Origin of the sequence: Mycoplasma sp. CSL10137 (genome assembly GCF_017116845.1) — a bacterium.
Lineage (GTDB): Bacteria > Bacillota_I > Bacilli_A > Mycoplasmatales > Metamycoplasmataceae > Mycoplasmopsis.
In genome coordinates this window covers 17,409-32,500 of sequence record NZ_JAFIRE010000001.1, presented here as the reverse complement: position 1 = coordinate 32,500, position 15,092 = coordinate 17,409, and the positions used below count along the sequence as shown (strand labels likewise).

Annotated in this window: 7 protein-coding genes; 4 read left to right on the top strand and 3 right to left on the bottom strand. The window is 25.2% G+C overall.

What is annotated here, in order from left to right; all coding sequences use genetic code 4:
- Window positions 1-42: 42 nt before the first annotated feature.
- Both JXZ92_RS04005 and JXZ92_RS00115 read right to left on the bottom strand, forming a co-directional pair.
- Window positions 43-2,316: a P68 family surface lipoprotein gene (locus JXZ92_RS04005; RefSeq protein ID WP_205851704.1), complete on the bottom strand. Its 2,274-nt coding sequence runs from the start codon at window positions 2,314-2,316 to the stop codon at window positions 43-45.
- A gap of 189 nt (window positions 2,317-2,505) precedes the next feature.
- Window positions 2,506-3,735, bottom strand: coding sequence for an MFS transporter (locus JXZ92_RS00115; protein WP_205851702.1), 1,230 nt, complete (start codon window positions 3,733-3,735; stop codon window positions 2,506-2,508).
- Window positions 3,736-3,938: 203 nt separating this feature from the next.
- Between JXZ92_RS00115 and upp the strand changes: the two genes are divergently transcribed.
- Genes upp through JXZ92_RS00095 form a run of 4 tightly spaced genes read left to right on the top strand, consistent with a single transcriptional unit; the run spans window position 3,939 to window position 11,040 of the window.
- On the top strand, window positions 3,939-4,565 hold the full coding sequence (gene upp, locus JXZ92_RS00110; protein ID WP_205851700.1) for a uracil phosphoribosyltransferase: 627 nt from the start codon (window positions 3,939-3,941) through the stop codon (window positions 4,563-4,565).
- A gap of 9 nt (window positions 4,566-4,574) precedes the next feature.
- On the top strand, window positions 4,575-6,902 hold the full coding sequence (locus JXZ92_RS00105; RefSeq protein WP_205851698.1) for a class I tRNA ligase family protein: 2,328 nt from the start codon (window positions 4,575-4,577) through the stop codon (window positions 6,900-6,902).
- 12 nt (window positions 6,903-6,914) lie between these two features.
- The gene (gene lon, locus JXZ92_RS00100) at window positions 6,915-9,554 is read left to right on the top strand and encodes an endopeptidase La (protein ID WP_241006851.1); all 2,640 of its coding nucleotides are present in this window, start codon (window positions 6,915-6,917) and stop codon (window positions 9,552-9,554) included.
- Window positions 9,547-11,040 carry an APC family permease gene (locus JXZ92_RS00095; protein ID WP_205851696.1) on the top strand — a complete coding sequence of 498 codons (1,494 nt, stop codon included), beginning with the start codon at window positions 9,547-9,549 and terminating at the stop codon, window positions 11,038-11,040. The genes lon and JXZ92_RS00095 overlap by 8 nt, the downstream gene beginning before the upstream one ends.
- Here the strand turns inward: JXZ92_RS00095 and JXZ92_RS00090 are convergent.
- Window positions 11,035-14,991 carry a hypothetical protein gene (locus JXZ92_RS00090; RefSeq protein ID WP_205851694.1) on the bottom strand — a complete coding sequence of 1,319 codons (3,957 nt, stop codon included), beginning with the start codon at window positions 14,989-14,991 and terminating at the stop codon, window positions 11,035-11,037. The genes JXZ92_RS00095 and JXZ92_RS00090 overlap by 6 nt on opposite strands.
- Window positions 14,992-15,092: the final 101 nt, after the last annotated feature.

The window sequence follows — 15,092 nt, the reverse complement described above, 5'->3', positions numbered from 1 at the left end:
AGTTTGCAATGCAAACCCTATTTATTTTTTATTTTATATTAATTATTGAGCATTTAGACCTTGAGTCATTGTTTCTACAAATTTATTAAAATCTGTTTTAGTTGCAGCATTATCTGAATATTCTTTTTGTCTAGCATCTCATGCAGCTTTAATTTGTTTTCTAAATGAAGCTGAATATTCACCTGCCGGTTCTTCGAAAGCAACATAATCATCATCCTCTGATACTTTTCCGAACTCTTCTAATGCAACTTGTAAATATTTATTATTTCCGTAAATTTTCTTTTTCTCTTCTTCGGTAAATGTATTGAAGTTAGATACTGGTGTAATATAACTCATTGATTTTTGTAATGAAAGTAATTGTTCTTTGTTGTTCATTAATCATTTAACGAACGCTTTAGTTGCATTATCTTCAACTTCATTTGCGTGAACCCCAATTAATGATGGACCTTGTAAGTACAATACTTTTTTAGCGTCTTTTGATTCTCATTTTGTAGGTGTTACCCTTGATATTAATTCATTTTCATTTAAGTAATCTTGATCTGATCTTGATTCAAATGATAATCCTAATTTTTTAAGGAATTCAGCTTTATCAGAAGTTAAAACTGAAACTAAAACTACATCTTTATTTCCGTTTTTTAATTCAACATATTTCTTTTCGATTTCGCTTTGATTTTGTTTAAATGTAGCATTTTCTTTTAGAACATCAAAATCTTTCTTGTCAATTACTAAAAGTTTTGCATTTTCGGTTGTTAAAAATGTATTTAATTTACTATCCGAATCTGCTGATTGTGATTTATAGTCATATTTTCCAGGTTCATCATTGCTTGTAGATTTAATCAATTTATTTTTGTATGAACTTATATATCCTATAACATCTTCTGGTTTTTCACCTTTTTTAGGGGTTAAACCATATTCTAAAAATGTTTTATCATCATCGTTTAAAACAACTTTTCCATCTGCAGTTTTATAAACACTTACCGCCTTACCTGCTTTTTTAAAGTTATATGAATAACCTGCAGTAGAACCTATAGAAAATGCAATTTTATGTTCAGTTTGTGTGGTTGATGAATATTGTCCGCCAGGGAATGCATAAACTGCACCTTTTTCAAATGCGTTTGAGAACACATTAAAGATAGCGTTAGAATTTTTGTAAGTACTTTGGTTAGAGTTTTTTATATTTGTAAAATTGATTGTTGTTCTACCGTCACTTTCTCTAACAACTTTTTGTAACATTAATCTAGAATCTGCATTTAATGATGAATATAAAGCTTGTTCATAAACTCCAGCAATGTCATCTATACCAAAAACATGTACTGATGAATTGGTCTTTTTAGCAGATTCATCAAACAATGATTGTGCAAGAATACTAAAATCAATTAAATCAGCATAATTATTAAACATATCAAAATTCAATTTTTTACCTTTTAAAATTTCACTCGCATTAGAAACTGGTTGACCTCAAATTTTTTCAACAGATGCTCTATCGCCTTTACCTGCATTAATCATTTTTTCAAATTCTAATTTTGATACATCATTTGCATATGTAACACCTTTTTGAACCATTGTTTCAAGAATATAACTCATTACAGAAGCATTAATAGAAAGAACTTGTGTACTTTTGAAAAATGGTAAAACATATGTAGATTTATTTACAACATTTTCTAAATCATCATTATTTGAAACAAATGATTTATCAAATTCAGTAATATCTGTATTTATTGTAGTTTCTTGATCATTGAAACTTAATAACATATTTTTACTTGCTAATGTAGCGGCTACAGGAGCATAGTTAATTGTTAAATTATAAAAACCATTAGTGTCTTTTGCATTTAATTTACTTGAAACATCATCTTTTCCTGCATCGTATCCACTACCTAAATTTTGTTGTTGTACAGGAAGAGCAAATTCACTAACTCCTAATTTTTTATATTCTTCTTGCTTTTGTTCTTCAGTAAGATTTGCATTTTTTCTAACTATCTCTTTTTTCTCCACTAAAGCATTATACGCCTCAAGAGTTTTGTTTAAACTTCTTGCTTGTGGACCTGTTTCACTAAATGTTGTACCAATTTTAATTACACCATCATTAACTTGGTCAAAACGTGAGTCTGCTGGTACTGATGTATTTGCACCGATTGATGCATTTGTAACTCTTTCAAGTTGTTCAGCCGGTATTTCTGCAGTTGAACTAGTACCGCTTGTGCTAGTTGACCCACTTTTGTTTTCAGTCGATTGACCGCAACTAATCGCAACACTTAATGCGGCAAATGATGAAACACCTGACAACGCAAAAGCGAATTTTTTAAATTTATTATTCATTAAATATTTCCCCTCTAAAATTAAAATAAATATATGAAATTAATTCTCTAACTTTAATTTAAATATTAAAAAACATATCGAAAATAGATAAATAATTTCGAATATATTATATTATTTTTTTGAGTAACTTTTTTAAAAATATGAAATAAATGCATTTTTTACCACAAAAACACTTAACCCAAAAAATGATTAAACGTCTTTTGAGTTAAGTGTTTCTTTTTTTCTATATGAATATAACAATAAAATCATTGTTAATAATATCAATGTATATAAAACATATGCGTGATAATATGAAACATTTGCTAAAACATATGTTAATAGATATGTAAAAAATATTGAACTAATAGTCGGTATAATTAAAATTAATCTATTAATATTTAAACAAATCTTTTTATGATTATTATTAATACTTTTAGTTTCAAAACTAATATTATTGTTTACATAATTTATAATAAATTGTTGAATTGCATTAATAACAAAAAATCAAACAATACTAAAAATAGTATCTCTTATTTGACTTATAAATAATCAGCTAAGATTTAAACCAAAAAATATAAATAATAATAACGTGTTGTTTATATTCAACTTCTTCTTTTTGATTACAAAAGAAGTTAAAAGTCCTAATATACCCACAAAAGCCATAGTAATTGCTAAATAGTAACTTCAAAAATGAAAATCATATTGATAATAGTTAAAAAAAGCAATTACTCCTGATTGTCTAGTAAATAAAAACAAGCTACTTAATGATATTAATGTTATTAGGTATATACTATTATGAACTTTTTTATCGTTTTCAATTTGTTTTATTTTATTATCAAAAGAATTTTTGTTTAACTTCACTAAACTAAATAAAAATATTGAAATTAAATAAAAAATTAAATTGATAGTCATAAAAATATCAAAAGTAACTTTATTGAAAACTTCTACCGAAAAAATGGGTGATATTAATAAAGATAAACCAACTCCTAAATTAAAAATGTTGTTTACTATACTAAATTCTTTATTATTAGAAGAAATAAATTGAGTCATTTTTTTAATACACATTGTTTTCAATGAGTATGTAAATGATTGTAAAACATTTAAAATTAATAAAATTGTAACAATAAGTTCGATATTAGTACTGAATGGAAATAAATTTCACATAATAATCGGAATAATTAAAAAAATAGCACTAATAAGATCTAAAATAATTAGAATTTTTTTAAAATTAATTATTTTTAACAATTTTTCATTAAAAATTTGAACAACAACTAGCGGAAGTTGCATCAACATAAAAAGAGTAGTGACAAGTCAATATGAATGAGTAAAATTATATATTTGCATTGCGCTACCCATCTTTAAAGATTCCGAAGGAACCCAGGGAATTAAAACACTCGAAATAAATTTAAATGAATTAAATTTAAAATTATTTTTGTTCATTTTTTTCCTTTCTTATCGTTTTTAGTTTAATTCTAATTATTGTAATTAAATTTATACCACATTTAAATGTTAAAACAATAAAAAAATTTTATTAAAAAATAAAATTGATTATAAAATAAAAAATACAACTAAAAAATAAATAAAAAAAGTATAATATAATAAAATTTATATATTTATTAAAAATTCAATAAAAAAGGATACAAATGTTAAAGATATTAGAGCACCCACTTATTAAAATTAAAATGACAAAACTAAGAGACAAAAACACAAATCATCGAGAATTTAGAAGTAATTTAAACGAAATTGCGTCTTTAATGGTTTATGAAATAATGAGAGATTATAAGACTAAGCCACATAAAGTTACAACACCACTTAATAAAGAATTTGAAGGGGTAACTTTTGACAAAGAAATTGCTTTAGTTCCAATCTTAAGAGCCGGATTGGGTATGACAGAAGGATTATTAAATTTAATTCCAGATGCACGTGTAGGACATATAGGAATGTATCGTGATGAAGAAAACCTAACACCACACGAATATTATTATAAAATGCCAAACGTATCAAAGGATAGTTTAATCATAGTTGTTGACCCTATGTTAGCAACAGGTAATTCTGCCGTAGATTCTATAAAGAGAATAAAACAAGATGGATTTACAAATATTAAATTAGTTTGCTTAGTTGGTGCTCAAAAAGGCGTCGATAATGTAATAGCAAATTTTGGTGCAGATTTTGATATTTACTTATCATCTTTAGACTCAAAATTAAATTCAAATGGATATATAGAGCCCGGTCTAGGAGATGCCGGAGATCGTATTTTCGGAACTAAATAAGGAGCAAAAATGGATTTTTTTAAAAAAATTGAAAATAAATGACAAAATAAATGAGAAGAAGAAAAGTATTTTGAACCTTCAAGTGATTTTACATTACCGAAAAAATATATTGTAAGCATGTTCCCTTACCCAAGTGGCAAAATACATATGGGGCACACAAGAAATTATGCACTTAGCGATGCTATTGCAAGATATTTTAAAAGACGTAATTACAATGTTTTTAACCCATTTGGTTGAGATGCTTTTGGGTTACCCGCTGAAAACGCTGCCATAAAAAATAATATTCACCCTAAGAAATGAACATACGAAAATATTAATTCTATGGATTCAGAATTTAAAAAATTAGGTCTTTCATTCGCGTGAAATCAAAAAGTAATTACCAGTGATCCTGATTATACAAAATGAGAACAATATATATTTATAGAATTTTGAAAAAATAATTTAATTTATAAGCAAAAAAGCGAACTAAATTGGTGTGAAAATGATAATACTGTATTAGCAAATGAACAAGTTATAGACGGAAAATGTTGACGCTGTGATAACCCTGTTATAAAAAAAGAAATGGATACATATTATTTAAAAATAACTAATTATGCTCAAGAACTTTTAAATGATTTAGAAAAGTTAGAAGGAAATTGACCAAATAAAGTAATTTCCATGCAACGTAATTGAATTGGTAAAAATGAGTTTTTTAAATTTGACACAAAAGTAATAAACAATAATGATGAATCAGACATAAGTATCTTAGAAAAAGATTTAGACATTATTAAAAACGCTAATTTTGTTGCTATAAGCAACAAACATAGTTTAATAAAAAATTTAATTAAAAATAATTACTATAGCCAAAAGGAATTAGATTTAATTAATCAAATTGACCAAAATTTCGCAACAAAAAACTTTAAAAATAAAATATCAATTAAAACTCCACTAAAAATAATAAACCCTGCTAACAACCAATTATTAAATGTATATATAACAGATTTTGCAAGTTATGATTCAAATATCGAAATTAAATTTGTTTCTAATTTAAACGATAATCACAAAAATTTTATAGAAATTAATAATTTGGATGTCGTTAAACCAAAAGAAAGTTCAAAATATGATTTTACAAAAGTAAAAAAAGAAACAAAATACAATTTAAGAGATTGAGGAATTTCAAGACAAAGATATTGGGGTACTCCAATTCCACTTATTCATTGTGAAAAATGTGGAACAATTCCGGTTAAAAAAGAAGAATTACCTATTTTACTACCTGAAAAAGTTGAATTTACAGGCAACGGAAACCCACTTTTAACAAATCAAGAATGACTAAAAACTACTTGTCATATTTGCGGTTCAAAAGCTACAAGAGAAAGCGATACCTTAGATACTTTTTTTGAATCTAGTTGATATTTTTTAAGATATACAACTCCAAAAAACCTTAGGTTAGATAATATTTTCGTTAAAGAAAATATAGAGTATTGAAATCAAGTGGATGAATATATTGGTGGTATAGAACATGCTATATTGCACCTTTTATATGCTAGATTTTTTACGAAGGCGCTTGCTGATTTAAAATTCATAAACTTTAGGGAACCATTTAAAAAATTATTAACTCAAGGTATGGTTCTAAAAGATGGATCTAAAATGTCAAAATCTAAGGGTAATGTAATAGAACCAAAAGATATTATTGAAAAATACGGAGCTGACGCAAGTAGATTATTTATATTTTTTGCAGCACCACCCACAAAAGAGTTAGAATGAAGCGATGCAGGCATTAATGGATGTTTTAAATTTTTAAATAGGTTGATTGAACGTTCAAAAGAGATAAAACCAATTAAAGATTTTAATTTTAAAAATATTGAAATATCAAAATTAAGTGACATGGATAAAAACGCTAGATTTAAACTTTACACAGGTTTAAACAAATCGATAGAAACTTTTGAAAAAAAAGATAAAGACTATGGATTTAATACACTTATTTCTTGAGCCATGGAAACTTTAAATGCATACGATAACGTAACAAACATAGAATTAATAACCGAGATGTTTTATGTAATTCTAAATATATTAGAACCTTTTGTTCCTCACTTATCGTGAGAATTATCTGATAAGTTTTTTAACCTAAAAAACTTAAAAGATTTTAACATTGATCCAAACGCTCTAACTGTAAGTGAAATTAATTATGGAATAACAATCAATGGTAAAGCTAGAGCCGAAGTTAAAGTACATAAAGATATTCAAAAAGAACAAATAATAGAATTAGCAAAAAAAGAAGTGTCGAAATGACTAGAAAATAAAACAATTGTTAAAACAATTTTTGTTCCAAATAAAATTGTTAACTTTGTTATTAAATAAATAAGGAGAGTTATGAAAAAGAAAAATTATTTCACAACAATAGTATTAAATGAACAATTATATACTTACCCAAGTGCTATCCACGAATTGGTAGTAAATAGTGACTCCATGTCAGATGAATCATTGGTATTCGAACATTACAAGCAAAACAAACCAATTGCTCTTGCATTTAAAGATTTTGAAGATGATTTACTACATCGTGGTATTTATGCGGAAATATTAGATATCGCAAAATTAGAAGATTCTAATGACTTTAAATTTGTTTTTAAAGCACTTGCGTTCATTGAATTTGATGATTATGGTTTTGCACAAATTGAAAACGATTTAAAAATAAAAAAAGACAGTTTTGTCAATTTTGAATTTTTCAAAAAAAATATCGCTGATCTACAATCTAAAAACTACATACCCGTTTCTTCAGGAGAAATAATTTACCTATCAAGTAATAATGATGCGATATCAACGAATATTGACGTAACTATTTCTAATGATGAAATTACTGAAGAATTGCAAAAAATCCAAACAATAGTAGAAGATAGTAAAATAACAAAAATTTGATTTGCAACAAGAAGATCAACAAACAAAAAATGAACATACAAAGAGTTTTTAAAATTTATGTTAGATTTCGGCATTAGCGAAAATTTAACAACTTACGATGAAAAACTAACATTTTTAAATTCTCTTCTTTCAATAGTTAATGAAGAAGTTAGAGAAAAACTAGATCTCTTTTTAGAATATAATAGATTAAATGTTCAAGCAATAATATTAAGAATTACAGAAATTATTACAGAAAATTTTATGACAGAAAAAATGATTGCTGACAAGATGAACACTAGACTAACAAACCAACAAAAAGAATTTATTTTAAGAGAAAAATTAAAATCAATCCAAGACGAACTTGAAGAAATGAAAGTTCCTGTAGATGAAGATGAATATTTAAAATTATTGAAAGACAAAAATAAAAATCTTAGATATCCTTCATCTATTCGTGAATTAATCAAAGAAGAAACAAAAAGAATTTCTGAAATGATGCCTACTTCTCCAGAAGCTAATATTTCAAAAACATATGTAAGTTTATTGAAAAAATTACCATGAAGATTAACAGAAATAGAAAATCTAGACATTAATCATGTTAAAAAAACACTAGATAAATATCACTACGGTATAGATAAGGTAAAAGAGAGAATATTGGAATATATTGCCGTAATAATTAAAATTCAACAAAACCAAATAGATGTTGACAAAAAAATTAAATACGACAATAATAACGAAATAGATTTAAATCTTTTTAAAGAAAACGAAAAAGAAAGCCAAAAAACATTTAATAATGTTCCTATTATTTGTTTAGTTGGTCCACCCGGTACAGGTAAAACTTCACTTTCTAAAGCTATTGCAGAATCATTACAAAGAAAATTTGTAAAAATTTCTCTAGGAGGAGTTAGTGATGAATCTGAAATAAGAGGTCATCGTAGAACATATGTAGGTGCAATGCCCGGAAAAATTATTAAAGGAATTAAACAAGCCGGAGTTTCAAATCCTGTTGTATTATTAGATGAAATCGATAAGATGGCGTCGACAAACAAAGGAGATCCCGCTTCAGCTATGTTGGAAGTTTTAGATCCCGAACAAAATAGTAAATTTCAAGACCACTACCTTGAACATGAGTACGATTTATCTAAAGTTGTATTTATCGCCACAGCAAATTATTACGATGCAATTCCGCACGCATTAAGAGATAGAATTGAAGTTATTGAGCTTTCAGCTTATACTCTTTCAGAAAAAATGAACATAGCTAAAAAGCATTTATTACCAAAAGTTGTAGAACAAGTTGGTGAGAAAAATGGATTTTTAAATATTAGCGACAAAACCCTTGAATATATAATTTCAAACTATACAATTGAAGCGGGAGTTCGTGGTTTAAAACGTATTCTAGATAAAATTGCTCGTAAATTCACTTTAAAAAGTTTAGATAAAAATGAAACTAAAACTAAAAAATATAAAGTTGAAATTTCAGCATTAAAAGAGTTATTAGGGCCTGAATATTACAAAGATAATGAAGAAGATAATTATCAAGTTCCGGGTGTTGTTAATGGATTAGCTTACACAACAGTTGGGGGAACATCGCTTCAAATCGAAGTAAATACTTACCCGGGAAAAGGCGAAATAAAGTTAACAGGTTCATTAAAAGATGTAATGCAAGAGTCTGCAAAAATTGCCTTATCTTTCGTTAAAGCTAATGCAGAAAAATTCGGAATCAAAGATTTTGATTTTGATAAAAATACAATTCATATTCACGTACCGGAAGGTGCAACACCAAAAGACGGACCAAGTGCTGGTGTAACATTTACAACCGCATTAATTTCAGCACTTAGCGGTAAAGTTGTTCCTCATTATTACGGAATGACTGGAGAAATTACACTTAGAGGTAGAGTCTTAAATATAGGTGGCTTGAAAGAAAAATCATTTGCAGCAACACAGAAAAAATTGAAGTACGTATTTATCCCATTCGGAAACGAATCTAATCTATTAGAAATACCAGAAGAAATAAAGAAAAAAATAACATATATCCCTGTTAAATATTATGAAGAAATATATGATGTAATTTTCAACAACAAAAAACCTAAAAAAGTAATAACAACTGGAAATAATGAATAAAAAGCATTTTGGTGAAAAATCTTTTACTTTATTTACAATCAATTTCATAATTGGGTTGGGTTTTCTAACTACAATAGCAAATGTTTGAAATCTAGGATTTTACGGATATTTAATAATATTAATATCCGTTTTAACTATTTTTGGAACATCTTTAGTTTTTTCGCGGTTGGCTAATTCTTTCAAAGAACACTATGGCGGTTCTTACGCCTTTAGTAGACAACTAGAAAATGATATTTACAAAAAAGAAAATAATATAGAGATAACAATACCAAAAAAACAGAAACTATTAAATCATTTTAACTTTTTTATTGGATGAAATCAATTTATTCAATCGCCTGTTTTATCTTCAATATCACCGCTATTTCTTTCCACAATAATTGAGTTAGTAATTTCGAAAGATAATCCTAATTATTCAACTATAGTCTGAATTATTAGGATTATATCATTCATATTTTTTGCATTATTGATTGCTATATCTACATTTGGGTTGAAATTGAATACTAAAATAGTGTTTTTGACAGGCATAATTAAATGAATTTTTCTAGGGATTGGGTTAATAATATTAATATACTTAACCTTTATGGATAATGCTTTGACAAACACATATTTAGAAGGCTATAAAGAAAATATAAATAATACAATCAATATAAGAATTACTCCGAAACTAATTTTTACTAATATAATACTTTTTATATTTTCGTTTGCCGGAATTGAAGATATGGCTTCAATGACAAAAGATGTTAAATTTAAAAACTTCAGAAAAGTATTGTTTTGATCAATTTCTATAGTGTTAATAATTTACTTATTATTCTATACTTTTATAATGGGAATAAAAGATTTGTCATCGTATAGTAATTTTTCTTCCTTTTACACAAGTTATACAAGAGGTCTTGGTATTTTCGGGGTTATCTTATTCATAGTAGGTTTTATTTCAAATGATATTGGGTATAAAATTTCACAAACTGTTTCTACAGCGAGAAAGTTAATACCTCTATCACAAGACAATCATATTAGTCCTTTTTTTGCTAAGCAAAATAAAAAAGGAGAATTTCATAATGCAATAATTTTCACTGGTATATTTACTTTTATATCAATGGTTATTTTATGATTGTTACCAATATTGTTAACAGATGAAAATTCAGAAAATCCATATTTTAATGCTGTTATAATCGTTAATAGTATAGCTTTATTGATTGAAGATATGTTAACATACATAGTTGCCTTTATGTTAGATAGAAAAAAAATAATACCAAAAATACCTTTTTGAGAAAAAATTATTTACACAATAAATGTAATATGAATATTTATAATTACATCTATTATAATTTTTCCATTCATAATAAACGACTCATGAAAAAGTGAAAATACATTTGTTTTTGTAATTTATTTTTCTTTCATATTAATAGGATTTTTATTTAAGTGAACATGAAGTGTATACAATAAAAAAATTAGTCAAAAAAATAATAAAAAATTCAAGTCTTTATAAACTTGAATTTTTCTTTTTATTTTTACGTTTCAATATCATAATAATATTTAACAATAAAATGAATAGCCCAACGGGAATTAGAAGCAAATAAAAGTAACTATTATTTCACCTTCTTACTTCGTTTTTAAACTCCGAATTAATTACAAATTCTTTTTCTTTTTCTGTTTTTTTTGAATTAGTGTCACTTATTTTGTCTTTTTTCTGAGGTAAAATTTTTTTTGTTTCACTAACTGAACTTGAATTTTGATCCTTAAATTCATTATTTTTTGTTTTGTTAATTGATTCGATTGAATCATCGTTTGAGTTTTTGTCAATTGATTTATTATTATCTAGTCCATTACTATCAACATTAGTTTCATTTGTTCCATTATTCGGAACTTCTAAATCTACTTTTTTATCACTATTATTATCATTATAGTTATTATCACTAGCACTATCTATGGTAACTAAATTATCATCATTGATCTTGTCTGAATTATCTAATTCGTTTTCTTTGCTATTATTATCCTCGGAAATAACAATATTATCTTTTGAATTCTCGTGTTTGAATTTTATAGACTCATCTTCTAATTTGCTTAAAAAATAATTTATATCTCTAATTTTTTCTTCTATTTCTATATAATTATTACTTTTTTTATAAATTTCTCTTAATTCAGAAACCTTATTTAAAAGGTTATCTTTAATTTCATCATAATTATTCAAAAACCTATCTTCTAATTTAATTTTTTCTATATTTTTAAAAAGTTCTTCAGAAATTATAATAGAATTATCTAAATTTAAATATTTTTGTTTATTTGAAAGATAATTTTCTTCATTTACAGAATTATTCAATTCGTATAATGCATTTTTTCTTTGTTCATTAGAAAGTTGCTTAAATATATTTTCATCATTATTTTTTATATTTTTTTCCTCTAATATACTTATCTGATCTTTAATTTCTTGAAGCTTTTCGCTATTATCAACATTGCTCAAAATAGTATTTAAATTATTTTTTTCAAATTCATATAGTTTATTTGATTTAGCAATTCTATCTCTTAAGTTAGATATTACTTTTTCACCATTAAAAATTAACATATAATTGTTTAGAAAATTAATGTAACTATTCACAGTTTTAATGTCAATATCTCGGCTTATTTTTTGCTTAATTTCGTTATATTTATTCGAAAAATCAACTTGTTTTTCATACTCAAGAAGTCCATAACCTTTTTCTAAATCATAATTCGAAAACTCATAAAACAACTGGTTTAATTGATTCATTTTTTTGTTTAATAAAGATGCATCATTTAATTTGTTTTTTAGAGCATCAATATCAATTATTTTTTTCATTTCACCGGATAGATGACTTTTTTGAGAAAAATTTAAATATTCTAAGTTAGATAATTTATATAAGAAATTTTCTTCTTCTAAGTTATCTAATTTTTTAATAAAATTAGCTAAATTACTTTCGTTAACATCAAAAATATTATTTAAGCTTGAAACTAATTTTTCTTTTCACTCTTCATACAACTTATCACTATCATTTATCCTTTTAATAATATATGAATAAAGATTGTTTGATTTTTTAGCTTTTTGTAATAAAGTAACTATTTCTTCTTTTTTATTATTTATGTAATCTAAATCTAAAAGTGAATTTGGCTCATTTATCTTATTTTTAATTTCGTTTAATGTATTTTGAAAATTTCTATTATTTAGATTATTAAATGAACTATTTTTCGAATCATATTCTTCTGCTTTTTTTACTTCTTGTTTTAATTCACTTAATTTTAATTTATATGAATTTACTAATTCTATTATTAAATTTGAGGATTCAAGATTTGAGATATTATCAATAATTTCATTTCTAAAAAAATCTTTAAAAATGAAATTTCCATCACTGCTTAAAAAATTTTTAATTTCGACAATATTTTTCCTTGCACTATTAATATTATCTTGCATCAACTTAGCTTTTTCTTTCAAATGATTATATTCTTGTTTTGAAATTAAATTAACTTCATCAACACTTGTTGAGATTTGAATTTTAGATATTATTTCATCTGGAATCAATAATGTTTCGTTGATCTTATTATTTCAATGCTCTTTTGCAAAATTGAAATCGGGGTTCTCTTTTTTGAAATCTAGTTTAAGATTTTTAAAATTATATTTATTAAACTCATCAATAATTTTAGGCACAATTTTAGATATTTCATCTTTTTTTAATGTTTCTAAAAATAAATTATTCATTTCGCTACTTGATATATAGTTAACTCTATTATTGAATAAAGAATTTATTTTTTCTATGATATTGTTTTTTAAATTATTGATCTCAGTTATCTTTTGATTAGAAAAAATATTATTTATTTGATCTCTTTTTGTATTTAAAATTAATAAATTATCATCTATATTATTTAACAATAATAACTCTTGGTTAATTTGATTTTTAATTGAATTAAAATTATCTGTTAATTCCGCTAGTTTTAAATTATCATTGTTTTTTATATTTTCGAGCGGGATGCTAAATTTATCATTTAAATATCTAACAATAGATGAATAATTTTTATTATAACCATAGTCAATTTTTAGTTTATTTATAACATCAATTAATTCATTTCTTTTTATAATAAATTGATTTGTTTCGACCGGTAAATCTATATTTATTTCATTGTATTTTCTCTGCGCAAATCAACCATCATTTGGTGTCATTTTATATGCTGATACTTTAATTATTTGAGGGTGTTTAAGTTGATTTTCAATATTTATTTCAAATTTATTACTATTATATTCGGAAGGAATTACTTTAGATATTAAATTGCCATCTATATCAAATTCGATATGCAGGTTTTGATATGATTTTGGATTATCAGATGTTATTAATGTTATTTTATTATCTCTATCATATACTTTGTCGAAATGTAAACTGTTAACCAATGGGCCTAAAACATTATTATTAATTATAGTGTCCGTATAATTAAAGTTGGTCCTATAAATAGATTGTATAAGCGAAGGACCAGGAAAATCACTAAATACAACACCGAGTGTAGAAAGTTCGTTATGATTATTAATATAATCAGCTACTTTTTGATTTACTTCATTTGATGAAGTGTTAGGTTGTCTTCCACTAGCATATGAAGTAAAATTGACATATAATCTATTATCACGGTAACCTTTATTATTAGTTCTTTGAAAATGATCGGTAATATGCTTTACTTTTTCTTCACTCGAATTAATTCCGTCATATTTATCTTGAACAACATAATTGTCAGTAATTGCTCTAAAATGAAAACCACCAACAGTATCTCGATTAATTTTATGATGTAAGTGATTTAATACTATTATTTTTCCTCTATATTGACCTATATTGAAACCTTTTTCTTTAGATAAAGTATCTACATTTTCACCGGATTGATTATAAATATAATCGTAGTAGTCTCTAAATATAGTTTTTTGGTAAATTTGATTAGCTTCTTTAGCGTATTTTTCGTTATTTACGTTAAAATTTTCATCTTTTATTCTAACTATAATAAATTCACTAGGATGCTCATTTAAAAATTTCACATATTCTTGAAAAGCCTTATCTATAAATTGATCCGATGGGATACTACCATGAACTAAACGACCATCATTTTGCATTCTTAAGTCAAAAGCCCTTACACCTAATTTTAATTGGTCTTCAAAATTAAAATATTGGGTTTTAGCTAATAAACGACCTCCAATAGACCAAAGAAAACCTCATCCGTTATACATAGTTGAATCGTGTGTTCCTGGTATGCTCAATGAAAATAAGCTTCTGTTATCAGGTATATCCTTCATTCAATCAGTTGCTAAATAATCACTAACATTTATTTCAGGTCCATCAATATGTGATAAACTTTTTTTTAAATAAGTCGTTTTATTGTTAACTGAAATACTGCTTGATAAAACAATTGGCAAAGTTAATATCGAAATAAAAGACCAAAAGAACAATTTCTTTTTCATATATCTCCTTCATTTTTGCAAGTCAAATATTATTATTGAGAAAATAGTACTTAATTATATAACTTAAATTTGAATATTATTTATAATATATTTCAACTATA